Source organism: Chryseobacterium sp. CS2K3, from assembly GCF_059515185.1.
In genome coordinates this window covers 138,237-164,675 of record NZ_JCAKRW010000004.1, presented here as the reverse complement: position 1 = coordinate 164,675, position 26,439 = coordinate 138,237, and the positions used below count along the sequence as shown (strand labels likewise).

At 34.6% G+C, this 26,439-nt stretch carries 23 protein-coding genes; 12 read left to right on the top strand and 11 right to left on the bottom strand.

Features of this window, described 5'->3' with window-relative positions; translation table 11 throughout:
* The first annotated feature begins 28 nt into the window (after window positions 1-28).
* The 6 genes from AC5YGG_RS08140 (at window position 29) to AC5YGG_RS08115 (ending at window position 4,195) form a co-directional block, all read left to right on the top strand.
* The gene (locus AC5YGG_RS08140; RefSeq protein ID WP_496144028.1) at window positions 29-937 is read left to right on the top strand and encodes a TIGR01777 family oxidoreductase; all 909 of its coding nucleotides are present in this window, start codon (window positions 29-31) and stop codon (window positions 935-937) included.
* Window positions 938-965: 28 nt separating this feature from the next.
* Window positions 966-1,547 carry a GDP-mannose pyrophosphatase NudK gene (gene nudK / locus AC5YGG_RS08135; protein WP_496144027.1) on the top strand — a complete coding sequence of 194 codons (582 nt, stop codon included), beginning with the start codon at window positions 966-968 and terminating at the stop codon, window positions 1,545-1,547.
* 34 nt (window positions 1,548-1,581) lie between these two features.
* A complete protein-coding gene (locus AC5YGG_RS08130) occupies window positions 1,582-1,971 on the top strand; it encodes a hypothetical protein (RefSeq protein WP_496144026.1) in 390 nt (129 codons plus the stop codon).
* 3 nt (window positions 1,972-1,974) lie between these two features.
* Complete coding sequence (locus AC5YGG_RS08125; protein ID WP_496144025.1) at window positions 1,975-2,433, top strand: DUF2750 domain-containing protein; 459 nt, start codon at window positions 1,975-1,977, stop codon at window positions 2,431-2,433.
* Window positions 2,434-2,445: 12 nt separating this feature from the next.
* The gene (locus tag AC5YGG_RS08120) at window positions 2,446-3,123 is read left to right on the top strand and encodes a DUF2306 domain-containing protein (RefSeq protein ID WP_496144024.1); all 678 of its coding nucleotides are present in this window, start codon (window positions 2,446-2,448) and stop codon (window positions 3,121-3,123) included.
* Window positions 3,124-3,805: 682 nt separating this feature from the next.
* The gene (locus AC5YGG_RS08115; protein WP_496144023.1) at window positions 3,806-4,195 is read left to right on the top strand and encodes a VOC family protein; all 390 of its coding nucleotides are present in this window, start codon (window positions 3,806-3,808) and stop codon (window positions 4,193-4,195) included.
* A gap of 34 nt (window positions 4,196-4,229) precedes the next feature.
* On the opposite strand, the gene AC5YGG_RS08110 is transcribed toward AC5YGG_RS08115, so the two are convergent.
* On the bottom strand, window positions 4,230-6,698 hold the full coding sequence (locus tag AC5YGG_RS08110; RefSeq protein ID WP_496144022.1) for an SEL1-like repeat protein: 2,469 nt from the start codon (window positions 6,696-6,698) through the stop codon (window positions 4,230-4,232).
* Window positions 6,699-6,716: 18 nt separating this feature from the next.
* The gene (locus AC5YGG_RS08105; RefSeq protein ID WP_496144021.1) at window positions 6,717-9,020 is read right to left on the bottom strand and encodes a tetratricopeptide repeat protein; all 2,304 of its coding nucleotides are present in this window, start codon (window positions 9,018-9,020) and stop codon (window positions 6,717-6,719) included.
* Window positions 9,021-9,240: 220 nt separating this feature from the next.
* On the opposite strand from AC5YGG_RS08105, the gene AC5YGG_RS08100 reads away from it, so the two are divergent.
* From AC5YGG_RS08100 to AC5YGG_RS08080, 5 genes are all read left to right on the top strand, one after another.
* On the top strand, window positions 9,241-9,999 hold the full coding sequence (locus AC5YGG_RS08100) for a hypothetical protein (protein WP_496144020.1): 759 nt from the start codon (window positions 9,241-9,243) through the stop codon (window positions 9,997-9,999).
* A gap of 166 nt (window positions 10,000-10,165) precedes the next feature.
* Entirely contained in the window at window positions 10,166-10,930 is a 765-nt protein-coding gene (locus tag AC5YGG_RS08095; protein ID WP_496144019.1) for a hypothetical protein, read from the top strand.
* 155 nt (window positions 10,931-11,085) lie between these two features.
* Window positions 11,086-12,045: a hypothetical protein gene (locus AC5YGG_RS08090; RefSeq protein WP_496144018.1), complete on the top strand. Its 960-nt coding sequence runs from the start codon at window positions 11,086-11,088 to the stop codon at window positions 12,043-12,045.
* Between the two features lie 118 nt (window positions 12,046-12,163).
* A complete protein-coding gene (locus tag AC5YGG_RS08085; RefSeq protein ID WP_496144017.1) occupies window positions 12,164-13,060 on the top strand; it encodes a retropepsin-like aspartic protease in 897 nt (298 codons plus the stop codon).
* A gap of 169 nt (window positions 13,061-13,229) precedes the next feature.
* The gene (locus AC5YGG_RS08080) at window positions 13,230-13,676 is read left to right on the top strand and encodes a KTSC domain-containing protein (RefSeq protein WP_065393285.1); all 447 of its coding nucleotides are present in this window, start codon (window positions 13,230-13,232) and stop codon (window positions 13,674-13,676) included.
* A gap of 284 nt (window positions 13,677-13,960) precedes the next feature.
* Here AC5YGG_RS08080 and AC5YGG_RS08075 read toward each other — a convergent pair whose 3' ends face one another.
* The 5 genes from AC5YGG_RS08075 to AC5YGG_RS08055 form a co-directional block, all read right to left on the bottom strand.
* The gene (locus tag AC5YGG_RS08075) at window positions 13,961-17,146 is read right to left on the bottom strand and encodes an efflux RND transporter permease subunit (protein ID WP_496144016.1); all 3,186 of its coding nucleotides are present in this window, start codon (window positions 17,144-17,146) and stop codon (window positions 13,961-13,963) included.
* Window positions 17,147-17,153: 7 nt separating this feature from the next.
* Window positions 17,154-18,215: an efflux RND transporter periplasmic adaptor subunit gene (locus AC5YGG_RS08070; RefSeq protein WP_496144015.1), complete on the bottom strand. Its 1,062-nt coding sequence runs from the start codon at window positions 18,213-18,215 to the stop codon at window positions 17,154-17,156.
* A gap of 5 nt (window positions 18,216-18,220) precedes the next feature.
* Window positions 18,221-19,573, bottom strand: coding sequence for a TolC family protein (locus tag AC5YGG_RS08065; protein WP_496144014.1), 1,353 nt, complete (start codon window positions 19,571-19,573; stop codon window positions 18,221-18,223).
* Window positions 19,574-19,664: 91 nt separating this feature from the next.
* Entirely contained in the window at window positions 19,665-20,258 is a 594-nt protein-coding gene (locus tag AC5YGG_RS08060) for a TetR/AcrR family transcriptional regulator (RefSeq protein WP_496144013.1), read from the bottom strand.
* Window positions 20,259-20,483: 225 nt separating this feature from the next.
* Complete coding sequence (locus AC5YGG_RS08055) at window positions 20,484-21,311, bottom strand: CvfB family protein (protein ID WP_496144012.1); 828 nt, start codon at window positions 21,309-21,311, stop codon at window positions 20,484-20,486.
* A gap of 130 nt (window positions 21,312-21,441) precedes the next feature.
* On the opposite strand from AC5YGG_RS08055, the gene AC5YGG_RS08050 reads away from it, so the two are divergent.
* Window positions 21,442-21,888, top strand: a complete 447-nt coding sequence (locus AC5YGG_RS08050) for a hypothetical protein (RefSeq protein WP_496144011.1) — start codon at window positions 21,442-21,444, stop codon at window positions 21,886-21,888.
* A 134-nt stretch (window positions 21,889-22,022) separates the two neighbouring features.
* Here AC5YGG_RS08050 and AC5YGG_RS08045 read toward each other — a convergent pair whose 3' ends face one another.
* The 4 genes from AC5YGG_RS08045 to AC5YGG_RS08030 form a co-directional block, all read right to left on the bottom strand.
* On the bottom strand, window positions 22,023-22,862 hold the full coding sequence (locus AC5YGG_RS08045; RefSeq protein WP_496144010.1) for a proline and serine-rich protein 1 family protein: 840 nt from the start codon (window positions 22,860-22,862) through the stop codon (window positions 22,023-22,025).
* Window positions 22,863-23,165: 303 nt separating this feature from the next.
* The gene (lpdA, locus tag AC5YGG_RS08040; protein WP_496144009.1) at window positions 23,166-24,569 is read right to left on the bottom strand and encodes a dihydrolipoyl dehydrogenase; all 1,404 of its coding nucleotides are present in this window, start codon (window positions 24,567-24,569) and stop codon (window positions 23,166-23,168) included.
* Between the two features lie 127 nt (window positions 24,570-24,696).
* Window positions 24,697-25,044, bottom strand: coding sequence for a hypothetical protein (locus tag AC5YGG_RS08035; RefSeq protein WP_496144008.1), 348 nt, complete (start codon window positions 25,042-25,044; stop codon window positions 24,697-24,699).
* A 63-nt stretch (window positions 25,045-25,107) separates the two neighbouring features.
* The gene (locus AC5YGG_RS08030) at window positions 25,108-26,187 is read right to left on the bottom strand and encodes a glycosyltransferase (RefSeq protein ID WP_496144007.1); all 1,080 of its coding nucleotides are present in this window, start codon (window positions 26,185-26,187) and stop codon (window positions 25,108-25,110) included.
* Window positions 26,188-26,439 lie beyond the last annotated feature (252 nt).

Genomic DNA, 26,439 nt, shown 5'->3' with positions numbered 1-26,439 from the left:
CCATTACATCACCAAATACAGTATTATTATGAAAGAAGCGGTTTTAATTACAGGAGCCAATGGACTGGTTGCCAAAGAGCTTGCTAAAAGAATTGGAAATGAATACGAACTAAGGTTTCTTACAAGAAAAAAGAAACACTCCAACGAATATGTATGGGATCTTGAAAAAGGAACCATTGATGAATCCGCTTTAGACAATATTTCCCACATCATTCATCTTGCAGGTGCCAATATTTCGGAGAAACGATGGACTCCTGAAAGAAAAAAAGAACTGATATCCAGCAGGGTTAATTCTGCGGGATTACTTTTAAAGACTTTAAAAGAGAAAAATATTCAGCTTAAATCTTTTATTTCGGCTTCTGGGATTAATTTTTACGGCACTATTACTACAGAAAAAATTTATACAGAACAAGACTTGCCTGGCAATGATTTTTTAAGTGAAGTTGTTGTTTTATGGGAGAAAGCTGCTGATAAGTTTAAAGAACAGAATATTGCTGAAAGAGTCGTAAAAGTAAGAACAGCAGTGGTTCTTTCTGAAAAAGACGGTGCTTTAAAGAAGATGATTCCCCCTATTCAATATTACATTGGTTCGCCTTTAGGCACAGGAAAACAATATATGCCTTGGATTCACATTGAAGACATCTGTGGTATCTATGAATTTGCATTAAAAAATTCAGCAGTGGAAGGTCCGTATAATGCTGTTTCTCCTCAACATGCTACGAATGCGGATTTAACAAGAAAGATTGCTCAGGTATTACATAAACCTCTATTCATGCCGAATGTTCCCGGTTTTATTTTAAAACTGATGTTTGGCGAGCTGGCAAATGCTATACTGGAAGGTTCCCGTGCCTCTTCACAGAAAATACAGTCTGCTGGCTTTCAATTCAAGTTTCCTGATCTTAAGGAGGCATTACAGGATTTATTACGTTCAAAATAATTAAAAAATAAAGAATTCAAACTGCATTATGCAAAATCCAAATATTACTATTTTACAGACGGATGTTTTATCAGACAATTGGTATACTTTAAATAAAGTTACTTTTAATATTCTGAAGAAAGACGGAACCATAGAAACCCAAAGCAGAGAAGCGTATGATCGCGGAAACGGAGCTGTCATTTTACTCTACAGCAAAGTTTCTGATACAGTTATTCTTACCAGACAATTCAGGCTGCCAACTTATATCAACGGAAATACTACCGGAATGCTGATTGAAGCCTGTGCCGGGCTTTTAGACAATGACAACCCTGAAGACTGTATCAAAAGAGAGACAGAGGAAGAAACAGGATACAAAATTTCCAGGGTTGAAAAAGTGTTTGAAACGTATATGTCTCCGGGGTCTGTAACGGAAATTTTGCATTTCTTTATTGCAGAATATTCCAGTGAAATGAAAATTGCTGATGGTGGAGGTCTTGAAGAAGAGGGAGAAAATATTGAGGTTCTGGAATTACCTTTTGAGGAAGCTCTTACAATGATTGATACAGGCGAGATCAAGGATGCAAAAACAATTATGCTTTTACAGCATTTAAGGATTAAAGGAATTTTATAAATAATATTAAAACTAATAACAACTCAATGTAATCATGGATGAATTAGAAATCATTAAGCATGTACAACTTGCTATCAATCCTGAATACCAGGATTGGGTACTTTTCAAAAACGGAACTTATATTATTTTTGATGACATTACGACGGTAAAAGATGTAGAAGACGAAGCTATTCGATTGATGAAAGAATTCGGACCTGTATTTGCCGGAGGTTCTGCCGGAGATTTCAGTGTGATCCATTTGAATTCTACTGAAGGATGGCTTGTTTCGGGGCATGGATATGGTATGTATACTTATGTACATCCATCAGAATTAGATAATGAAACACCTAATGATCTGGAAATTGGATTATATGGAAGATCAAAAAGGAATAGTGACGGAGAAAACCCTGAGATAGAACACATTAACAACGGTATAAATTTATAAAATATGCTGCAAGATCATATTACTCTCAAGAACAGATGCAAAGATTTTATCAAAAAAATTTGTGATACAGAGGTAGTTTACGGATTAAAAGATGAAAAAGGTTATGCTACTTCCTATTCCAATGAGCTGGAATATGAAGATGGAGAGCCGGTTCAGATTATCTGTTTCTGGTCGGATGCTGCAAGAGCTAAATCCTGCTTAGACAAAGAATGGGATCGGTATGAGCCTTCCCCTATCCCTCTTAATGAGTTTATGGAAAACTGGTGTCTGGGAATGAACGGCGATGGTTCACTTGCAGGAACAGATTTCGACAGCAATCTGTTTGGATATGAAGCAGAACCTTTAGAATTGGCACTTGAAATTATTGAAGAGCTTAAGAAGAATGAAAAGTCTATAAGCTTAAGAAAGTTTGAGGATCTTGATGATATGGAGAACCAGATCAGAGAGGTATTGGAAGACTAAAAAACAAAGTGTATGTCAAAATCTGTAGGAGTAAAAATTATAAAAATAATGGCTGTATTTGCAGTCATTATTTTTAGTATTCTGATGCTGAAAACAATTTCCCAATATATTTCCGGAGATAAAAACATTGGTTTCCTAGCCTTTAAGCAACAGGTTATTGAAAATCCCTACTGGATGGCTTTTTTCTATATTCATATTTTTTCCATTACGCTTTGTTTATTGGCTGGCTTAACCCAGTTTTCAAGTCAGTTTCTGAAAGACAATAAAAGCTTACACAGAATTATTGGAAAGATGTATGTCTATAATATCCTGATCATCAATGTTCCGGCATGCTTTGTTTTAGGGTTATTTTCTAATGGTGGGCTGACAGGAATTTCAGGTTTTCTTATTCAGGATATTCTTTGGGCTTATTTTACGGTAATAGCTGTCCTTTCTATTAAAAAAGGAAATATGATAAAGCATAGAAACTATATGATCTTGAGCTATGCCATAACAACAACTGCCATAACATTCAGAATCGTTAAAAATCTGGTCTATGACGAAAATGTGTATGATTATGAGCTTTTTTATGGAATCAACGTCTGGCTTGCTCTTATCATTAATCTGCTGATTGCTTTCTGGGTTATAAAAGCAAACGAATCATCTTTGAAAAGAAATATTCGCAAGGCAGATATAAAGGCTGACGAATGATATAAGAAAAAATGAGCTAATGAATATCAAAGTATCCAATAATATACTGTATCTGTATTTCTGAGTCCAGCGATTACAAAAACGCATGATCACAAATGAAATGCCAGCCAGAACAGCAATTATAAAAATAAAAAATAGGATGATAAAAAGGTAAATCCAGTCAAAATGCATATATAGTTATCTAGAAAAGTTAAGATTGTTTATAAAAAGATATGTGCTGATAAATAATAATGCCAGAAATGAGCTTATGAATATTATGGTATTAAAAAGTGTCTCATATTTATGATTCCTGGTCCATCGGTTACATAAAATCATGATTACGTAAGAAATACCTCCGAATATACTGGCAAGAAAAAAGAGCAGGAAAAAAATCATAGTTATATCAGTAATTATTGTAAAGCTATTATTTTAAAACTAAAAAACAAGTTCTTTTAAAACAACATTAATAAAAAAAATAAGAATCATCGAAATGTATATCAACAGAAAAAGGGCAATAATAAATAGGGCGATGCGACTCTGCTTTGACCATTCTTTAAAGGACCGTGCGATGAGATATGAAACCCAAACAAGCAATGCCAGAACAGGTAGGTAATAAATAAAGTTCAGGTCCAAAAGGCTATTGTGAATCAATATCATTAAATTTATAAATTGTTTTAAATATTAATATATTAATAATCTAAAAATGGTAATAAAAAACATAGACCATATTGTTCTAACTGTGGCTGATATAGACAAAACCATTGAATTCTATACTCAAATCATGGGTTTTGAAGTGGTAACCTTTGGAGACAACCGAAAAGCTTTAACTTTTGGGAATCAAAAAATCAATCTTCATCAAAAAGGACATGAATTTGAACCTAAAGCAGAATTTCCAACTTCTGGTTCAGCCGATTTATGTTTTATTGCACAAACCGATATCCAGGATGTTTTAGAGGAGCTGAAGCAGAAAAATATAGAAATTATCGAAGGAATAGTAGACAGAACCGGAGCATTGGGAAAAATAAAATCTGTTTACTTCCGTGATCCGGACCAAAACCTCATCGAAGTGAGCAACTATTACTCATCAATGTGAAAATTTCGCATACTTTAAAGCCTGCACAAAATTGCTATACATCCATATCATTTTCCTTTCCATATGACTTCCAGTATTCATATTTCTCTTGATCTGCAAATTCAGGATCTTCCTTATAGTAATATAAAAGTCTTTTTAAAGCGTGATTGTAGGTGGAATACGCCAGAGCTTTTTCAAAATGTTTAATCGCTTTTTTTGTACTTTGCTTTACTCCTAATCCTTCTTCATACATGATTCCGTAATAGATATTAGAATACGTATTTGTTTTGTCTTTTTTCAGGTAGCGCTGAAGGTTTTCAAAATCCCCTTTCTGATAGTAGATTTCAGATATTTTATCTTCATTAAAGTAGAATTTCTTTTCTGCCTGTTTGTAATACTCCAATGCCAGATCATAATCCTGTAGAACATAATCTCCATAAAAATACAGAAGTCCCAAATTCTGCATTGCCAGTCCTCCTCCCAGTTCCACTGATTTTCTGAAACATTTTAAAGCCTTTTTAATATCATATGGATAGCCGATACCATTCTGATAATGATATCCCAGATTATTCCATGCAATGGCATTATCCTGTAAAGCCGCTTTTTCGTACAGGGCAATTCCTTTCATCACATCATAAAATTCAGGTTGATCTTCACATGTATAGATATCCCCGAGTTCCATCATCATATCCGCATTACCGCGATTTACCCCTATTGTATACAATCTGATTGCTTCTCTGGTATTTCCTTCGTTGGAAAATTCCTCAGCTCTTGACATCAGGGTTTTATCATCAAAATATTCTTCATAATTACTTCCCTTTCTTTCCATCCATGCTTTATAAAAATCAAGAAAATACTTCTGATCTTTTCCTCTGAGATTATATCTTTTCTCATAAAAAGCTCCCAGCTGGCGGTCAGAAACCTGATGCAGGATTTTTTCATGATCCATAATAAACATATCATTCCCTTTATAAAGTCCAAGCTTCTGTTCATAATAGTCTACCCCTTCGCCGATATAATCATAGAGACCGCTTAAAGCCTCCGTTTTCTGATCATAATAATACATCCCGTCAGAAGTGAGAATACGGAAAATCTCTTCTCTGCAACATTCTATTTTCTTATATTCTCCGGATATTGGTATCAGCCAACGATCTTCAGAAGCATTGTATATTCCCCAGCCATTTTCATCATAAATCACAAAGATATCCTTCATAAATTTCGTATAATGATCTCTGTGAATATTTTGAATGGTATATCCTTGTAACATAAACTCATTACGTTCAACATTATAAATATGCCATTCCTTCGTTTTTTTGTAGGCGAAAGAAGTATATCCATAATCCGCAACATCCATCATCAGCGTATCTACCTCATCATCCAAAAGACTTCCATCAGGTTTAATGATCTGTGTTTTTCTCTGAAACTTATTCGGTTTGGCAAAATAAAACCCGTTTGATACTGCAGATAACACATCTTCCTGATATTCTCCAAGAAAAGCACCGTTGAAGGTATAAAAAGCTCTTTTTGAAGTTCCTTCCAGCTTTCGGTAAATAAGATTATTATAATCATGATCAAAGGGAGATTCTGAAAAATCTGCAATAACTTGTTTACCGGAAGCATCAATTACACGATATTTCTCATCTTTTTTAGCATTGAAGATTCCTGTATACCACAATAATTCCAGCTCATCATATTCACAGGGAATAACGATAGCTCCGGATACAATATCGATAAGTCCGCATTTGTTATCAATTTCGATGATTGCATAGGCTTTATTGTCTATAAAAAGGTTGTCATACGCTTCATCATAAATGCATTCTACAAGAACCTTCCCGTCATTTCTCATATATCCGAACTTCTCAGCTTTCCTGATTACGGCAATTCCTTCGTCTGTAAAAGCAAAAATTTCGTCATACATGGCAGGTATTACGATATTTCCTTTTTTATCCTTCAGCCCACAAAGATTATTTTCTTCAAAAACATCCAAAGGGTTTTTATACAGCTCATCATTCCAATAGCCGAGACCATAGTTAATCCAGTCTGTTTCAAGCATTGCCAGAAAAGTTTCGTATCCTCTTCCTGCAAAGATTTCTTTCTCAAGCCACCCCAGATTTCCTTTTGCCATGGCTCTTTCATACAGTTTGCTTTTTTCTTTGATTTCCAATACCCATTCTTTTGCCTGAGAGGTATGACTTTCTTCATTCATATTGAATACATCCCATGCATCTACCAGAAAAGTATCATAAGGAAGAGCATCCAAAAGATCAAACATTTTGTTGACAGGCTCATAATATTTTTTCTTATAAAGCAACTGATAATGTTCTCCTATAAGCTGGAAAAATGATTTCAGCCTTTCTACTCCATTGATTTTATCAAAGTACAATAACTTACCTTTTGACCTTGGATCACAGGAAAATAAAGGAAAAAGCAATTCCGGAATTTCGTAATTCCATTCACCCAGATAATGAGAATATTGGTTCCCTGTTTGAGAATCAACATTATATACGTAAATACGGTGCGCCATATTTTTATTCTTTACTATTTAAAATCCGAATTTTGAAAATAACCCGGGTTTCTTCCAGCTCGCTTTATATTCGTCTGCAATAGGATCATAATCTGCAACAGAACGAACCTGATCTAAAATTGCATGGGCTTCTTTTAAGTTTCCAGCCTGATATAATACAACCGCTTTTGCCAGTTCTACACTTTCCACAAGATTGTCGTAGCCCCATTCTTCCGTATTGTAAATGATATTGAATCTTTCCGCAATAGATAAAGTTTGATTTTTATTATTCAGCTTTTCATAAATCCTTACTCCATAGCTTAACCAAAGTACATATTCTTCAGGACCCATTGCCGATTCACATTCAGCGTCATATTGATTGAAAACATCTGCAGCTTCCACGTAATTTCCTTGTAAGAAATCACTTTTAACGATCATATAAATAGTTTTGGCTTTATCAAAAGCATCTAACAGAAATTCTTTTTTATGCTCCAGATATCTTTTTGCTATTGAGGACACCTTTCCAAAATTTTCTTCTTCATTGTAAATCTGCATCAGAGCAAACAACGGGTTCGGTTCATTGGGAAAACGATTCGAAATTTCTTCGTAATAAGAACGTCTCGTATCGTGATCTTCATTTTCAAAACGGGTGTACAGTATTCCTTCCAATATATTTTTGGCAGCTTCCAGATCTCTGTAATCATAATCATTAATTTCAGGATGTTCTTCTGTATATTCATACAAATAACTAAGTGTTTCTGTAGCATCCTTATAAACATTGTCGGAACCCATCATTCCCTGAAGCCTGATCTGCTCAGCTCTGTAAAATGCATTTTTATAAAAATATTCATCACAATCTTCTTCGTAAAGATTAAAATAATTATTCAATGCAGCTTCTGCCGCTTCATTATTTCCTTCTCCCAAGAGTGCATCAATCAGTACAAAGTGAAGCTCTCTGAACTCTGAATACTGAAGCCCTTCGGAAGCCACTGATGCCGCAGCTGAAGTATCTCCGGATAAACAATGTATAATTGCTAAATTATTACAGCACATCGCCCTGGTATGCAGATCATTATTATAGTCACTATCATATTTCCCTTCATCAAAATATTTTTGAAAAGCATCATATGACTGCTTATAAATCTGAAGATGTAATTCCACCCAACGAGTCATATCATCCTCATCTTCAATTTTTTCTAAAAACTCTTCGAAATAAACACCTTCATTGTAAATATCTGTTGGAAAATCTGAAAATACAGGGACTTCAGACGGTCTCGTTTTGTGTAAATAATATTCTGATTCTATTTTTCTTCTCCATGTTGTAGCACTGGATGACAATGCAACAGCTTTTTCCAATAAAGGAATCGCTTCCGCATAGTGACCGATCTCGTATAGAAATGTTCCTGCAAAATGATATCCTGAGAATAATTCCGGATGTTCACCGATTACTTCAAGAGCATGGTGATAGTAAAATTCTTCAGAAATATTCAAAAGATCACTGTAATTTCTTTCTATGATCAGTTGATAATAGAAAACATCAGGATTATCATATCCATTTTGAATCATTTCAGCGAATCGTTGATGCCATTCTACCAATCTTTCCTGAATATGTATTGCAGAGTTTGAGCCTTTAATGGCTTTAAGCATTAATTGTAAAGAAAGATCGGGTGCTCCGTTTTCATAAGCTATATCCGCAAGATCTATCAGTTGAGATTCATTTCTCGTAATAAAATGAGGATGCCCTTGTTCAATAATTGTGGTAAACTCTTCTCCTGAAACCATTTTTTCACGGTCAAGGAGATAAATCTTTTTCATCCAGAAAAGAGAGATATTTCTGTCTCTCACTTCTCGTTCATCGGCATGTGCTTTCTGACAATAATATATTCCTGCCTCAAGACTATTCAAAAGTGCTTTATTCTCCTCTAGTGACTCGTATATTTTTACAAGAAAATCATAGCCATATCCTGCATAGTCCGGATCCTCCAGCATACGTTCTGCATAGCCTATGAACTCTTCTTTATTGTCTTGGGTAATGTGTTTTTTACTTCTGGCAATCTGCATCAGATTATATTCATTCCCTAAAGGATAATCCAGAATATTATATAAAGCTTTTTGATGATTCGGATTGATCTGAAGTATTTTTCTTAAATAAGGAATTACATAGTCTCTTATGGCATCATAAATCGCTTCATGTCCGTCATAATAAGCAATATCATGATAAGCTACAGCCATTAAAAATAAGACTTCCTCATCGTGAGGATGAGATAATAAGTGTTGCTTTCCTTCTGCGATGCACTGCTCCAGCTCTCCTCTGTAAAACAGTTGTTCTAAATTATTATACATTATTAATATTTTGTTCTATCATTCAATCAATATATTTCCTTAGTCTAATCAGAATTCATGATATCAGCCAGCAAAATATAAAAAACAAAAGAAAAAACAAGCGCTAACCCTTATAAATCACGGAAACCAGTGAGTAAATAATCCTGAATTATAATGGGATTTGGAGTTTTAAGTTTTAATTTTAACCCATCATTAAAAAATACAGTTTTTTTCAACGATAATGAATATAAAAAAATTAATTGCAGGACTTTCCTTAGCATTATCCTTTTCTGCTTTAGCACAAAAAGCTCCTGTAAACAGCAATAAGCTTGTTCTTTACAGTTATCAGTCTTTTGGATGTGATAATAAGGGATACTTTGATCCGTCAAAATACAAGAAAGAAGAGATAGACGGCACTTACAAACTGTTATACCCTTTGAGCTTGTCACCGTTTTCTTCCCTCGTTGTATTTAATCCCGCCAAATTTGATCTGGTACGCAATAATAATCAGCAACTTTTACAACAGATAGAAAAAGAGTATCTGAAAAGGAAAAAAGAACTTAGCGATCTCTCTATAATAGATCTTCCTGTATGGAAAAAGAAACATGCTGAAGCGATTCAGTTGCTGGACAATGAATATCAGCTCAGAAAGGAAACCCTAATAGCATATGCAGATCCGAAATCTTTACGAAACAGCAAATTTTATAACACCTGCAGAGAAACTATTGATGCTATAACCTCTGATGATAAGCAAAAAATGTTTTCATACTGGAAAAACACATTTGAGGAAAAATACAAGGATAGCCCTCAGGCTAAAGAGACCTTTAATAAGAAATGGAATGATGAACGAAAAAATGATCTTGCATTGATTGATCTCATTAATATTTTTAACACTTGTGCCAATCATAGCTTTAGAAATACTATAGAAAATGATGATATTTTATTTAAAGCTTTTGATAAAATATTTATAAAACTTAAAAGGAATTGTGATGAGCCATAGCGCTATAATCTTCGTATACTCCCTATTTAAAGCAAAAAATTTAAAATCCTCATTAAATATCAAAAATAACTAGATAAAACCGGTATAATTCTTTAGTTTTTGAATTTAAAGCCTTAATTTTGCGGTGAAATTATAGAAAATTCGGATTCTTTCAACGACTATGCGCATGGAAAAAATGATGATCGGGCTTTCCCTGGCTCTATCTGTTACCGTTTTGGGACAAAAAGGTCCTGCTAAAAATACTAATCTGACACCGTACAGCTATCAGACATTCAATTGTGATAACAAAGGATATTTTGATGCTTCCAAATATGAAAAAGAGGAAATAGACGGGGTAAATAAACTATTATATAAATTCAACGGGGTTCATTTTGATACGAATCCTATCTTTAAACTTTCCAGCCTTGAAGATGTCCGTAAAAATAAAGACCTTCATCTTGAGAACCTAGAACGTCAATATCAGGAAAAGAAAGAAGAACTTTACAGCCTTAAGGTTATCGATCTTCCTGTATGGAAAAAGCTGTATGAAAATGCCATACAGACTTTTGAAAATGAGTATGAACTGAATAAGGAAGAAATCATGGCTTTTTCTGATCCTTCTTCACTGAAAAACAGTAAATTCTACGCTACCTGCAGAGAATCCATAGACGCTATATCTTCTCCCGACAAAGAAAAAATGTTTGCTTCATGGAAAGCTTATACAGAGCTGAAAAGCAGGAACAATGCAGATCCACAAGGGGTAATGAACCGTTTCAATGCAAAACTGAACGATCCGCAGAAGGAAGATTATGCTCTTATTGATATGATTGGTCTAAGTTTCCATAATTGTGCCAACAGCAGCTTCAGACAGAAACCGGAGGAGGAAGCTACTGCGTATAAGGATTTTGACAAGATTTTTATGAAGCTAAAGAAAAACTGTGATATGCCTTAGACAAAAAGGAGTTATCATTTTAAAATAATAACAGTACTCATTTGGGTGCTGTTTTTTATTTTAAAAGCTTGGCAACTATTAAAAATTTAATATAATTCATCAAATTTCTTTATGAAGTGTATGAATTTATTATTTTTACAGTGAACTGATTAACTATGAAAAAAGGAATATATTGCTTGTGTATTTTTTTAGCTACTTTATCTTTAAAGGCTCAGATTGATATTCCTTTTAATCTGGTCACTCTTACAAATCATACCTCCTATTATCAGACACCAAAGGATACTCTGCTTCCTACATATCAAAACGGAGCATTTATCTATATTAATCAGAAAAACGGACAACCAGCTTTCCCCAAAAAGTTCAAAGAAGCTTATCCCTTTTACGGAAAATCAGCTTTGGTTTTTGATACAGAAAATCAATCTTATAATGTAATCGATCGTTCAGGAAATTTACTTTTAAATAGTGGTTTTATTTACAGAATTAATAATCGATCAACGTCTGGAAAAGGTTTTTTCGGTTTCTTTATAAGCAAAGAAGAAAATAGCAGTGAGTTTTTCTTTAATATGTTTGAAGGAACCTTCAGCAATCAGCGTAATAGTACTTATGGTGGATATCCTGTATTATTCAAATTTCCTTTTATAAAAAATCAGGACGGGAAATATACTTTACAATCCAACTATTTTGAGGTTGATAACGCAACACCTCTTGACGAAAATAATTTCATGATTGTAAAGAATGAAAAAATAGGAATTATTGATAAAGCAGGAACAATTCTTGTCCCGATTGAGTATGAGGAATCCCCAGTTGAGTATACGGAGAAAAGGACGAATGTTATTAATATTATTCCTTTACGAAAAGAAAACACATGGTATTATTATACCACAAAAGGAAAATTAATCACTACGAGCCCTATGTTTTGTCATACTCTTTTATATGGGCAAACGAAGCTGGGAATCTACAAAAAAGGGACAAAACTCGGACTTCTTTATACTGATGGAAGTACACTTGAAAAAGAATTTGAGTGGATATCTGAGGATGGACTTCTGGCAAGAGTCGAAAATAATTTCTATTTTATTTTTGAAAAAAGAATCATTCCGTATTATGTGAAAAACTGAGTGATATTCTACTCTTTTTATAATATTTATAGAGAACGGTTAAGGGAAGGTTAATGCCCTGAACTTTCTTTGCCAGGATTGTAAATAGATTTAATTTCGTTGAGTTAATAATACTCATATGGATTTTCTTTATCTTTTTTTAACGGCTTTTGTCAGTATATTTATTTCTGCACAAAAAAGCCCTGCTGTTATTCCTTTTTCTCTGGAAAACAACTCTATTTACCTACACTGTAAAGTCAATAAAACTGAAAATGTTAAGTTTCTTTTTGACACGGGAGCTAATGGATCTGCCATCAACAGTAACTCCAAGAAAAAAGTAAATCTTACCATTAACGGGAAGTCTGAAAACAAAGGTTCCAACGGAGTGAATACTGTAAATTACAGCAATCATAATACAGTACAATTCGGAAATATTGTAAAAACGGATGTTTCATTGACTATGATTCCTTATGAAAATGCAAATTTTGACGGCATTTTCGGTACGGATTTAATGAAAGGAAAGATTATTGAGATTGATTATCAGAAGAATGTTATCCGCTTTTATGATGAAAATGATTTAGCAATTGATTTTTCAGGATATGAAAAAATGAAACTTCACATGATTGACGATTATCCTGCGGTGGAAAGTAAAATTACAGCAAATAGCAAGGAGTATTCCGGTTTTTTCGGTCTTGATAGCGGTGCAGATGATGCGCTCACCATTGCTTCTCCTTATGCCAAGGAAAATGCTTTAGCTGATCAGATGAAAACTATAGGAAAAGCGACTGCTCAGGGATCGGATGGTTCGGTGTATGTAATGCCCGTGGTTCTATGTCCTTCCATTATGTTTGCACAAAAGTATCTTTATAATGTCCCGGTTACCCTTTCCGCTTCTACAGAGGGAATTGATTCAACAGAAAAAATGGCTGGATTTTTTGGAAACAAATTTCTGAAAAGATTCAATACCATTATTGACTTTAAAAATGAGTTTATCTATTTTAAATTGAATAAGCATCTGTATTCAGAGTTCGGATAATCAATGTGATCTTAAAATTTCATGAAGGAACTGAAGGACCTTATTTTTAATCCAATTTTTCAACGAAAAACCAATTCAAAAAGAACTTCAAATAAATTAATAATGAATAAGTTACATTTTTTCGGATTTATTTTCTTAATTTTGCACCCCGAAAATAAGAATTCAAATTATGAAACGAATTGGTGAGCACAGAACGCTTCTTGGAGTAGATAAGAATGTGACTTTAAAAGAGTTAAAAACAATTTACAGGAATGTAATGAAAGATACACACCCTGATAAATTTATCAATGACGAAGCCGGACAACTAGCGGCAGAAGAAAAAAGTAAGTCTGTCATTGAAGCTTACCACTTTTTAGTAAGCATCAACCCTGAAACTCAGGAAAAATATAAAGAAGAATATACTGAAACGATTACACAGTCTAATATTCAGGATTTCTATCTTGAAAAATCGATTTTAACGGTTCAGCATTTGAATGGAAAGTCTTATGAATATATGGGAGTTCCAAGAAATACTTATATCAAAATGGTGAATGCAGATTCTCCAAGCCGTTTTGCAAGAAGACACATCTATGGAAACTTTGTCTTCAGAAAGGCTGGAGAGGCTATGGCAGACTAATTTTTTTCAATTATAATATACTAAGGCTTTCAGTTTATTCTGGAAGCCTTTTTTATTGTTTTTTAGCCACTAATGCAGGAATAATTATATTTACACTACAATCAGTTTTTATATATTTTGAACCACATAGAGAAGCAGGTGGTAGTACTTTATACAGAGATAAGTTCTAAGGCAGATCAAGAATCTCATAGAGAAGCATTAAAAAAAATCGTGCATTAGTAGCAAAACAAAAAGCGCCTCAGAAAATCTGAGGCGCTTTCGATTAATTAAAGGTATATGTTATTTTATTTATCTAAATGCTTAGGAGTAAATCCGTCTTCATTAAGTTCTCTGTGTACATAATCTGCCTTCATTTCAGCTTCGTAGTCTACTTTATTATCTTTACCTAATCTTCTTAATATAGAGTCAAATAAAGAGTATACTACCGGTACAATGATTAAGGTAAGGAATAGAGACGATGTCAAACCACCGATAACTACCCATGCAAGACCTTTATTCATTTCTGCTCCTGCTCCTGTTGCCAATGCGATTGGTAACATACCGAAGATCATCGCAATGGTTGTCATCAGAATCGGACGAAGACGAGCGTGGTTCGCCTGAACCAATGCATCGTGAGTGGTTGCTCCTGCTGCTTTTCTGGCATTGGTAAAGTCAACAATCATAATCGCATTCTTCGCAACAAGACCAATCAACATGATCATCCCTAGCATCGTAAAGATGTTCAAGGAGTTAGCAGTTAAGGCAAGAATTACCATTACCCCGATCATTGCTAACGGAATAGAGAACAATACTACGAAAGGATATACAAAACTGTCATATAATGAAACCATTACCAGGTATACCAATACGATAGCTGCTAATAATGCGATTCCTAACGTACCGAAACCTTCCTGCTGGTTTTCCATATCACCACTCCAGATGTAATCTACACCGATAGGTTTTTTCTCATTCATGAACTTCGCCGACCATTCGTTAGCTACGTCACCAACTGGTCTACCTACTGCTTTAGCTCTTACTTTTACAGAAGGAGATTTGTCTCTACGTTCAAGCAAACTTGGTCCTGAACCCATTTTTACTTCAGCAAACTGGCTCAAACGAACCTGCTGTCCCTGAGGGTTTGTAAACATTAGGTTTTTAACATCATCAATGGATTGTCTGTTCAGATCTCCAAAACGGATGTTAATATCATATTCATACTCTCCTGCTCTGAATTTTCCATCTGTATTACCATTAAATGCCGTTTGCATTGTCTGTCCTACACTTGAAAGATTTAAGCCTAGAGAAGCCATCTTATCTCTGTCGATATTTACCTGTACTTCAGGGTTTCCTGAGTCTGTAGATAATTCTGCGTCTACTGCTCCCGGAACTTTTTTCAATAATTCAAGGATTCTTGTCGCTTCTTTTACTGCTGTTGCATTATCCGGAGCTGTCACTACCATTTCAATTGGAGCATTTTCCGCACCCATGATACCGATTGGAGCGGTTTTAAACTCTACTCCAGTGAATTTCTCTTCTAATGCTCTTTTTACTTTTGCAGCTTTGATGTTTGTACTTTCGGAACGTTCAGATTTATCTGTAAGGTTTACCTGAACTTCAGATTGGTAAGTGGTTGCCTGAGCTCCCCCAAAACCTGTTGACTGCTGTCCTACTGTTGTAATCAAATCTACAACGTCTTTATCGTTTCTTAAAAACTTCTCAACTTCTAATGTTAATTGGTTTGTTTTCTCAACGGTAGCATCTTTTGAAAGCTCCATTTGTACCAGGAACTGACCACGGTCAATTGGCGGGAAGAATTCTCCTCCAATGAATCCGAAGATCACTAATGAGAATGAACTGATCAAGATAATGAACGTTATAATCACCGTAGAAACTCTTCTTAGAGTTGTTTTCAAACACCACTCAAGAATATTGGTTACCCAATGAGTAAAACCGTCAATTAAACCTTCGAACCAAAGAATGAATTTCTCAAACCAGTTTTTACCAGTAAGATGCTCTAGTTTACCAAATCTTGAGGATAACCAAGGAATAATGGTAAATGAAGCTAATAATGATAACATTGTTGCAATAACTACCGTGACGCAGAACTGTGCAAGAATGTTTGCCACAAGACCTGAACTCATTGCAATTGGTAAGAATACCACTACAATTACCAATGTGATCGCTGCAACGGTAAATCCAATCTCTGAAGCTCCATCATATGCAGCTCTGATCTTACTCTTACCCATCTCCATGTGACGGTAAATGTTTTCAAGTACTACAATCGCATCATCCACAAGAATACCTACCACAAGCGACAGCCCAAGTAAACTCATTAGGTTTAGCGTATATCCCATCAGGTTCATTCCGATGAACGCCGCTACTAATGAAGCCGGAATCGAAACCATTACAATGAATGCGTTTCTGATACTGTGAAGGAATAATAACATCACAATTGCCACAAGGATAATCGCTAAGAATAAGTCGAAGATTACGTGGTTTGCTGATTCAAGGGTAAATTCTGTAGTATCGTTTACGATTTTTACTTTTACTCCCTGAACTTTATAAGCAGCTTCTACAGTTTTAATAGTTTCCTGAATGCTCTCAGATACAGCCACCGCATTGGCGTCAGACTGTTTTTTCACCTGCATTAAGATCGTCGGAAACTGATTGAATCTTGCTACTTTCTCAACATCTTTCTGAGAGTCAAAAACTGTTGCAATATCTGATAAACGCACTTGTGCTCCGTTTTTATTGGAAACTACAAGATTATTCATTTCTTCAATCGACTTATACTTTCCTGATAATCTGATTGTAGATTTTGTAGTTCTTGTTTTCAAGCTTCCTGTAGGGAAATCTAAGTTTGAGGAAAGAATTGCCTGCTGAACATCTCCGATTGAAAGCCCATACCCCTGCAATTTCTTCTCATCCAGATTCACCTGAATTTCTCTTTCCTGTCCACCTACAAGATCTACTTGCGCCACACCATTTACACGGGAAAAAATAGGTTCTATCTTTTTATCCAGTAAGTCATAAAGGTCCTTACTGTTCAGTTTATCAGATGAAATACTCATCGTGATAATAGGTAAATCATCTAAGGAGAATTTATTCAGTGACGGTGCTTTCACATCATCCGGAAGGTCAGCAAGAATTGCATTTACCTTTCTCTGAGCATCATTCAGGGCAAAGTCTACATCGGCGCCATCGTTCAGCTGAACCATGATTACAGATAAACTTTCATATGAAGAAGATTCTACTTTTTTTACGTTTTCCAAAGACCCTACGGCATCTTCAATCTTTCGGGTTACGGATGTTTCTACCTCTGCAGGTGAAGCTCCCGGATATACCGTAGAAATAGTTACCATGTTGGTTTCAAACTTCGGAATCAATTCGTATCCCATGAGCGTATAACTCAGGATACCTCCCAGCGTCAGAATTGTAAATAATACAATTACCAACGACGGTCTTTTAATCGATATTTCTGCTAACTTCATAAATCGTCTACTTTATAATGTTCACTTTAGATCCGTTGTCCAGGTTAATCTGTCCGCTGGTTACTACTTTTTCACCACCGTTCAGTCCGCTTAATACCTGTACCTTATCTCCGTAAACTTTTCCGATGGTCACTTTGATCATTTTAGCAACACCATTTTCTACGACAAATAATTGTCCTGAGCTTACTCCGTTTACAAATGCTTCTGCAGGAACTGTCAGCATATTCTGAGTTTCAGCACCATTATTCGTTTTAAAGGTAGCTGTTGCATACATACCTGCTTTTAGGTTTCCTCTGTTTTGCACTTCAATTTCAACCGGGAAATTCAAAGAAGCGTCACTTTTAGGAGCAATGAAAGTAATTCTACCTACGAAAGAATCTTCTGGTAACACGTTTACTTTGATTGGAACTTCCTGACCTAACTGAATTTTTCCGATTTGGCTTTCGTCTACTAAAACAGAAAGTTTTAAGCTATTGATATTAACGATCTCAAACATTGCGGTTCCGGGAGAAACTACAGTTCCAGGTTCAACCATTTTTTTATTGATTGTACCGCTAATTCCCGCACGAATGCTTGTATCGTTTACTTTTACACCTTGAGCTCTAACTGCTGCCTGCATGTTTTTTAGCTGCAATCTTGAGTTATCAAGCTGTTGTTTTGTAACTCCACCAGTTTTGTATGCGTTTTCGTAACGTTGGTTATCAATAATAGCATTTTGGAGGTTATTCTGAGCCTGTGTAACATCTACTTCAATAGCATCTCTTTTAATAGTTGCCAATACCTGTCCTGCGCCTACTCTTGAACCTTCTTTCACCAAAACGTTTACGATACGTCCGGAGATTTCAGAAGACTGATTCATTTCCTGTTTTGGAAGGAATGTTCCGTTTGCTGAATAATCAGTATCAATATTTTCTCTGGAAACGGTTACGATATTTACGTTGATTTTATCCACCTGCTTAGCAACTTCCTTTACTTCCTGAGTCTGTTTCTCTTTGTTACCAGCAATCTTGTATGCGGCTAACCCTACAAGTACAGCTGCTACGATGATATATATTAAAGTTTTTTTCATTTTTCTTATGGGTTTTGTAATGTGTTTAACTCTCCTTTTGCCTTCATCAACTGAATTTCAGCCTGCTTATAGTCTAATAAAGCATTGGCATAGTTTTGTTTTGCTTCAGTTAAAGAATTATCTGTATCTAAAAGATCGGTAAGGGTAGCTAATCCGTATTGATAGTTAGATTGTGTATTTGCCTGTACTTTTTCTGCCAACGCTACATTATCCTTCATACTCTGAATATTGATTAAAGCATTTTCCATATTGGTTGTAGCATTCTTATAATCTAAATTCAAGGTTAGCTGTGTGTTTTCAATATCCTGATTCAGATCCTGAATATCGATTTCAGCCTGCTGGATTTTAGATTTAGTAGCCCCACCCGTGAAGATCGGAATATTTACATTTAATCCTACAGATGCTGCATCACTCCAGTTTACACCATTACTGATTCCGTTGAACCATGGGAATTTTGTACCCATTCCGTACCATCCGTAGTTTGCCTGAAGACTTACCGTAGGATAAAGGAATGCTTCTGTTGCTTTCTTATTGAATTGTAAAAGCTCCATTTGCTTTCTAAGAACCTTCACTTCAGATCTGTTATCTAAATTGAGCTGTCCTGCAATAAGCTCTGGTCTTGGCTCTATACTTTTTTCTTCCAGTTCAATAGATGAATCTATCGGAACCCCCATATAGAATTTCAATGAATTTTTTGCAAGTTCTACTCCATTGATAAGTTTTTGTTTATTGGAAGCAATGTTGGTAAGCTGAACATTCGTTCTGTCAAGATCGATAGGCTTTGCCAAGCCGTTATCTACCAGACTCTTAATAACATTTCTCACCTTTTCAGTATTCTTATAGCTGGTTTCCAGTGTTTTCAGGTTTTCTTCCTGTACAAATACGTTGTAATAAGCTGTTGCTACATTTACAATGATCTGTTCATTCGTCAATTGAGAGTTTAATACATAAAATTCTCTTGTAGACTTTGCTGCCTTCAGACCGATGAAAACTCTCTGATCAAACAATGCCTGATTCAGGGAAGCAGAAATACTGGAGTTCCACGGCTGTCCCATTTTGAAAATGTTTCGTTGCCCCATAATCTCTACTACCGTTTCCTGAATAATCGGATTATAAGAAACACCTCCCGCTACACTGATCTGTGGAAGAGCTCCGGCTTTAGCCTCATCAATCTTATATTCGGCTTTTTTAACCTGTAAGGCTGCTTTTTTAGCTTCTGCCTTATTCTGGAGTGCCTGCTTGATAGCTTCCTGCAAAGAAACCTGCTGCTGGGCAGACACTGATGAAAAACCGAAAATCATAAATGCTGCAGCTATCCCAATCTTTAGCTTTTTAGCAGTTATACGTTTTCTTTTCATAATTTTATACTTCGTTTATTTTTTTATTCTTGTTTCAGTCGTTATTTTATTTCTAAATGACGAATCATTATTAGAAATACTTTAGTCTTTTTTAATTTTTAAATAACATATTGATAATGATCTCTTTTCGTTCAGAAATAATCTTATCATATTCTTCATCACTGATCATCAGATTCTCCATGAAAAGTGGACGTATCGCACTTGGGAATACTAACAATGAAACCATATTCAGAATAAACTGAACCGGGCTTGTTTTTTCGATATTTCCCAATTCCATTTCTTTTTCGATATCACTATACATTTTTTGTAAGATATCTTCTTCAATTTCTCTTTGATGGCAGGTTCCTTTATTGATCTGAGAAACGATATAGGTTTCCAGATACGGATACTGAAGACTCGTAGAGAGACTGTTTTCTATAAATTGGCTGATCTTCTCTTTAAATGGAAGATCTGCATTCTGAATAATCTTTGATTTCTCCTGCTCTACTTTCTGAGCTTCATCAAAAATGATCTGAATTAGTTTGTCTCTTGATCGGAAATAATAGTTAATAAGTGTTCTATTCACTCCTGCTTCATCTGCAATCTCCTGCGTAGTAGCATCAAATTTTCCTTTCACAAAGAATAATTTCTTCGCTGTCTCCTTGATCAATTCCTGTGTTTGGTCTTTTTTTGCTTGATTTGACATTTTTGTTAAACAAATTTGTGCAAATTTAACCCGAATTTTATTTTTGACAAAATTGTTAAACAAAAAAATTAAACAAAATTGTTATGATTTACATCATATTTTGAAATAAAGTATAGATCGATTAAGCTGAAAGAATAATAGAAAACTCTTTATTTATAAGAAAAATAAAGAAATAATAGAAGTAAGGTAAACTAAAAAGAGCAGAAAAAATTCTGCTCTTTATTTTTATAATAATTTTATTTTGTCGTCTGAAATATCGATGATTTTATCTTTATAAAGTCCTCCGATAGCTTTTTTGAAGTTTTTCTTACTCATCTGAAGTTCATCTTTGATCTCTTCAGGAGAAGATTTATCTGAAACATATAGAATTCCATAGTTTTCTTCTAATTTATCCAGAATTTTCTGCTTGAATTCATCAATATTTTCAAAACCATCCGGCTGCAGGGAAACATCAATCTTTCCGTCTTCACGAATAGCCTTGATATAACCTTTCTCTTCTGACAACGGATATAGCTTTTTGAAAACATCAGAAGCATATATCAAACCAATGTACTTTTTATTGATCACCACATTCCATCCCAATTCACTTTCATTCATCATGATAAGGTCTACCTTATCTCCTTTTTGGAAAGGAAGTTCGTCGTATTGTGGATTTCTCTTGAATTTTGTAGTTCCTGTAATCAGCTCCATATCTTCATCTACATACAGATGAACAAGATATCTTTTTCCTTCGATGATCTTAGTTTTCTGTTGTTTGTATGGAACAAATAAATCCTTAATGATCCCCCAATCCATAAATGCTCCGCTTGGAAGACTCTGTACACAGCTCATTACAGCAAATTCACCTACTTCAGCCAACGGGATTTCAGTAGTCGCCTTTAATTTATCATCATCCTGATACACGAAAACCTCAACGTACTCACCTACTTCCTGCTCTTCACGAATGAAGATTTTAGGAAGAAAAGCTTTTTCACTGGATTCTTCATCTTTTAAGATCCATCCTGAGTTAATTTTTTCCGCTATTTGTAGTGCCTGAGTTTTTCCGAGTTGCATTGATGATAAAATTAGCTTACAAAGGTACGGAAATTTGAAGATTTTAACCTATTTAATACTTCTAAGAATCATTTTATCTTTCATACAGCTTTTAAAACCAGTACATTTGATCCAAAAAATACTTTAAATCATGAAAAAATATTTTACCTTATTCTTCTTTTTATTCATTTTTATCTCAAATGCACAAATAATAGAAAGGACCGCCCTGAATATTTCTTATCGCTATATGGGTAGAAATGTTCTTCAAGCCGGCTTGGAATTTAAATTTGGAAATTCTAATAACAGGTCTATGATTCTAGGACCTTCAATGCTTTACACACGCATTAATGAAACCAATAGATTTATCCCTGAAGCTAATGTATATTTTATCAATAATGGACAATTGTATGGTGCATCTGTCAATCAATATACCATAGAACCCAGAATTGGAATATCATTATTTAACCTTTTCTTTCTGAATACAGGATACGCATTTCCCATCCATAAGGACAAATATTTTAAAGGAATCACTTTTGGAATACAGTTTAATATCGCTCCTAAAAAAAACAGTTTTTATGATAATCTGAAGATGATGTAATATTATTACTCTAATTCACCTCATAAATTTAACCCGGGCAGAAATCCATGAGTATATTCGTTGCAAATTTTAAACAATTATATCATTAAATTTTAAGCACAAAAAAAGAGAAGCCTATCACTTCTCTCCTTATATTATAATCTGGAAATATAATTCATCAGTTCACGCTTACTGCTTTCAAAATCAAAAGCATCATACACCACAAAATACCTCTCTTTATCAGCACAGTTTCTATACATGGATTTTGCCAGTGATAATTTATTTTTATCAAAGCTCAATGATTTCACCAAATCTCGAATCTGTTCAGCAGTAAACATTGAACTTCTCATCTGCTGATTAATTAAAGCGATCTTACCATCATCAAAACTTTCATTCTTCTTCATCATATCGAAAAAGCGACGAAACGTATTATTATCCATCACATTTCCCTGATTTCCCCAATTACCGGAATGATTTCCGTAAGGGTTATTCCATATATCATTCCAGTCATTAAAACCATATTGTCCCTGCACAGGATAGGAATCTAAAAGATATAAACCTTCATTAGTAAAAAAGTCCAATACCATCCTGCTATTATTACGAAGCATCAACGAGCTTCTGTAAATTAAAAATCCATTTTCATAAATTGAAATAGGCATTCTTCCGGATTGAAGATCAAAGAAACGATATTTTCCAGCACCATTAGCAATCATCTGATCTCCCACTTCAACGGTAAAGAAACCCTGCTCAGGAATTCGTAAAAAGACTTCAGCATACCCATAGTTCCTATTCCATTGATAGCTTGGATTTTTCATTCTGTTATTTTGATTTCCTGAGTTTCGGTCAAAAGTTTTATTTCTAAACCCCGGAGAACCTTGGGACTGCATTTCCGAAGTAGAAGCTTCATTTCTCAGCAACTCTCCTGCTTTTCCTGCTTCCTGTGCGAATGAGCTGATACCCGATAAAAGCATCAAACCTATAAATATTTTCTTCATACTTATTTTTTCAGAATTGAGTCCATTTTTATGCCAAAAAATGGTTTTATAAAAATTTGATTTGTAAATATTAGTGTAGTGATTACAGAACATTTTATTTATTGCTACTAATGCCTGAATTTTCTTTTATAGACATATAAGTAAATAGAACTATTATATATTATTCGTGCATTCGTGGCACATATTTTTTTGCCACCAATGCACGAATTAAATTGGTTACTACACCTTATAAAGACAAAAGAGACTGCCTCATATATGGGGCAGTCTCTTTTCTATTTCAGTAATTAATTTCTTAATCAGCTATTACATATGAATAGGTCTCTTCGCTGTAGCATCCAATGCAGCTTCTTTGATTGCTTCTGCATATGTTGGGTGAGCGTGAGAACTTCTTGCAATATCTTCAGCACTTGCACGGAATTCCATTGCAATTACACCTTCTGCAATAAGGTCGGCAGCTCTTGCTCCTACGATGTGCATTCCTAAAACTTCGTCAGTTTTTTCGTCAGCAATAATTTTCACAAGACCATCGACATCACCACTTGCACGGCTTCTACCTAGTGCTCTCATTGGGAAAGATCCTACTTTATAAGCTACACCTTCTTCTTTTAACTGTTCTTCAGTTTTACCAACTCCAGCTACTTCAGGCCAAGTATAAACTACTCCAGGAATTAAGTTATAATTGATGTGAGGTTTTTGTCCAGCTAATGTTTCAGCAACAAAAACTCCTTCTTCTTCAGCTTTGTGAGCAAGCATTGCACCTTTGATAACGTCACCGATTGCATAGATGTTCGCAACGTTAGTCTGAAGGTGATCATTTACTTTCACTCTTCCTCTTTCATCAAGCTCTACTCCTGCTTTTTCAAGACCAAGACCGTCTGTATAAGGTTTTCTACCTACAGAAACTAAACAGTAATCTCCTTCTACTACTACTTCTTCTCCTTTTTTATCTTTAGCTGTAATTTTTACAGTATCTCCATTTCTTTCCACTGCTGAAACTGCTGTAGAAAGCATAAACTTCATTCCTTGCTTCTTAAGAACTTTAGTTAATTCCTTACTTAAAGCTCCGTCCATTCCAGGGATAATTTTATCCATGAACTCAACAACAGTTACCTGAGCTCCTAATCTTAGGTATACAGAGCCTAATTCAAGACCGATTACTCCACCTCCTATTACTACTAAGTGCTTAGGAATTTCTTTAAGATTTAAAGCTTCAGTAGAAGTAATTACTCTTTCTTTATCCAGAGAGATAAAAGGTAAAGTAGATGGCTTAGAACCTGTTGCGATGATAGTATATTTAGATTCAATCGTTTCAGAAGAACCGTCGTTTTTAGTGATTTTTATCTGGGTAGCAGATTCAAAGCTTCCCACTCCTTCAAAAACCGTAATTTGGTTTTTGTTCATCAGGTAGCTGATACCATCTGTATTTTGTTTGATCACTTCATTTTTACGCTCGATCATTCTTGCGATATCCGCTTGTGGCTCATTGATGATGATTCCGTGACCTGCAAAATTATGCTTTGCATTTTCGAAATGCTCAGAGCTGTCAAGAAGCGCTTTTGACGGAATACATCCAACGTTAAGACAAGTTCCGCCTAAAGTTGAATATTTTTCAATAATTGCTGTTTTGAAACCTAACTGTGCTGCACGAATAGCAGCCACATAACCACCAGGACCAGAACCTATTACGGTAACATCGAATTGACTCATGTTATTTTATGAATTTGTTTATTATTATCTATCTTAAGTCTCACAAATTTACATATAAATTACCAAGCACCAAAGTGAGTTTTATCAATTTTGAGATCAAAAAATTTTAAATATCTTAATGCGGTTATCAATCTAACCGAAGACTGCCGTTACCGATAGTCCCGGTGCTTTCAAAAAACGAACCTCCATACACATACCACTCAATACTTTCAAGATATTCTATTGCATTTTCCGGAGTTATATTTGGACGATCTTTTTTCGAAACGATTCCTTTGTACCATCTTCCAGACTTAGAATAATGTTCATATTCCACAAAATAATGAACCCATATTCTCTGACATAATTTGCATTGTTGAATACTTACTTCTCCATATCTTCCTTTTGTATGGTCTATTCCCAGTTCCGAACTTCTAAATTCAGTATAATTAAAATCTGGTTTTTCACAAGCACATCCTATTTGGGGAATTTTATTCATTGATCTTTATTTTAACGGTCCAAATCTAAGAAAATAAAATCCCATAAGGCAAATATGATCATCCTACTTCATTAAATCCAGTAAAACTTTCTCGTATTTGTCTAATATAATATTCTTTGAGAATCTTGATTTAATGGAATTTTTTATGGCATCACGATTATAATTCTGCTGCATCACGGAAATTATTTTCTGCGCAAAATCCTCATAATTTTCTATATTCCCAATTTCACCATTTATATTATTCTGAATTATCTCATTAATTCCACCAGGGCAATTATTGGCTAAAGAATAGGTGCCACACGCTCCTGCCTCCAGTAAAACATTGGGAAAGCCTTCATATCGTGAAGAAAGAATAAACAGATCAGCATATTTTAAAAACTGATAAGGATTTTCCTGCCTTCCATGAAAGATAACATTTTTTAATCCCAAAAATTCTTTCATCTGAAGCAAAACTTCCTTGTCTTTTCCATCTCCTAAAATATGAAGCATAATATTTTCATTTTTAAGCCTTGAAAAAACCTTTAATAGATTATCAAAACCTTTTCTGGCAGAAAGATTTCCGATTGCTACTACGTTTTTGTAATTATACTTAAACCCTTCAGGCTTTACAGAGATTTTCAGCTTTTCATCTATAAAATCAAAGTCAACAGGATTATTGATCTTGGTGATTTTTTTCTTTTTGATATTAAAATTGCTTACAAGATCTTTCATCATATCATCACTCTGCGCAATGATTTTCTGATAGTTATTGTAAAAATTATAGAAAAACCGGATTTCCTTTCGGGTAACATGTTCGCTGACAACATTTGTTTCTCTGGCAATAAATTTTGTCCTTGGGAAAAGTTTAATAAATAATGACAAATAGGCGTTCACTTCTCCAAAGCCTGAAAATACAATATCGGGTCTTCTTCTGTAGATTTCTCTTAAAATAGGCTTTAATGAATGTCTGATTCTTTCAGTATTGATGTCTATAATCTCTACATCTTTTTTCAGAAAATTAAGGTATCCGCCTTGTTTACGCAACAGCAAAATCTTAGGCTCAAAACGATCCCTGGAAAGATGATTTGCAATGGTGGTAACTATTCTTTCTGCACCCCCGGTTTCTAAGTCCGGCAGAATAAATATGACAGATATTTTTTTCATCAGTTAAAGTTACTAAAAAGTTTCATTATGTTTCAAATATTGGAATGCTGAAGATTTTTCATGACTAATTTATCTGTTGGAAATCGAAAAGACACAAAGTTTTTTTGAAATAGCTTCTGCTATAAGGTGCCAGGGTTTTATCTTCGATAAAATTGAATGTGGATAGATACTTACGCAGATTTTGCTTATTGCATAGATTAATTGCCACGAATGCACGAATAATTTTATTTGGGTAAATTTCAATGTTAGGAT

Coding starts and splice junctions, on each gene's coding strand:
- AC5YGG_RS08105 (WP_496144021.1), bottom strand. CDS start 9,020: ATGTATAATAATTTAGAACAACTGTTTTACAGAGGAGAGCTGGAGCAG.
- AC5YGG_RS08110 (WP_496144022.1), bottom strand. CDS start 6,698: ATGGCGCACCGTATTTACGTATATAATGTTGATTCTCAAACAGGGAAC.
- AC5YGG_RS08060 (WP_496144013.1), bottom strand. CDS start 20,258: ATGTCAAATCAAGCAAAAAAAGACCAAACACAGGAATTGATCAAGGAG.
- AC5YGG_RS08050 (WP_496144011.1), top strand. CDS start 21,442: ATGAAAAAATATTTTACCTTATTCTTCTTTTTATTCATTTTTATCTCA.
- AC5YGG_RS08120 (WP_496144024.1), top strand. CDS start 2,446: ATGTCAAAATCTGTAGGAGTAAAAATTATAAAAATAATGGCTGTATTT.
- AC5YGG_RS08095 (WP_496144019.1), top strand. CDS start 10,166: ATGGAAAAAATGATGATCGGGCTTTCCCTGGCTCTATCTGTTACCGTT.
- AC5YGG_RS08125 (WP_496144025.1), top strand. CDS start 1,975: ATGCTGCAAGATCATATTACTCTCAAGAACAGATGCAAAGATTTTATC.
- AC5YGG_RS08080 (WP_065393285.1), top strand. CDS start 13,230: ATGAAACGAATTGGTGAGCACAGAACGCTTCTTGGAGTAGATAAGAAT.
- AC5YGG_RS08130 (WP_496144026.1), top strand. CDS start 1,582: ATGGATGAATTAGAAATCATTAAGCATGTACAACTTGCTATCAATCCT.
- AC5YGG_RS08035 (WP_496144008.1), bottom strand. CDS start 25,044: ATGAATAAAATTCCCCAAATAGGATGTGCTTGTGAAAAACCAGATTTT.
- nudK (WP_496144027.1), top strand. CDS start 966: ATGCAAAATCCAAATATTACTATTTTACAGACGGATGTTTTATCAGAC.
- AC5YGG_RS08065 (WP_496144014.1), bottom strand. CDS start 19,573: ATGAAAAGAAAACGTATAACTGCTAAAAAGCTAAAGATTGGGATAGCT.
- AC5YGG_RS08085 (WP_496144017.1), top strand. CDS start 12,164: ATGGATTTTCTTTATCTTTTTTTAACGGCTTTTGTCAGTATATTTATT.
- AC5YGG_RS08075 (WP_496144016.1), bottom strand. CDS start 17,146: ATGAAGTTAGCAGAAATATCGATTAAAAGACCGTCGTTGGTAATTGTA.
- AC5YGG_RS08090 (WP_496144018.1), top strand. CDS start 11,086: ATGAAAAAAGGAATATATTGCTTGTGTATTTTTTTAGCTACTTTATCT.
- AC5YGG_RS08045 (WP_496144010.1), bottom strand. CDS start 22,862: ATGAAGAAAATATTTATAGGTTTGATGCTTTTATCGGGTATCAGCTCA.
- AC5YGG_RS08055 (WP_496144012.1), bottom strand. CDS start 21,311: ATGCAACTCGGAAAAACTCAGGCACTACAAATAGCGGAAAAAATTAAC.
- AC5YGG_RS08100 (WP_496144020.1), top strand. CDS start 9,241: ATGAATATAAAAAAATTAATTGCAGGACTTTCCTTAGCATTATCCTTT.
- lpdA (WP_496144009.1), bottom strand. CDS start 24,569: ATGAGTCAATTCGATGTTACCGTAATAGGTTCTGGTCCTGGTGGTTAT.
- AC5YGG_RS08030 (WP_496144007.1), bottom strand. CDS start 26,187: ATGAAAAAAATATCTGTCATATTTATTCTGCCGGACTTAGAAACCGGG.
- AC5YGG_RS08140 (WP_496144028.1), top strand. CDS start 29: ATGAAAGAAGCGGTTTTAATTACAGGAGCCAATGGACTGGTTGCCAAA.
- AC5YGG_RS08070 (WP_496144015.1), bottom strand. CDS start 18,215: ATGAAAAAAACTTTAATATATATCATCGTAGCAGCTGTACTTGTAGGG.
- AC5YGG_RS08115 (WP_496144023.1), top strand. CDS start 3,806: ATGGTAATAAAAAACATAGACCATATTGTTCTAACTGTGGCTGATATA.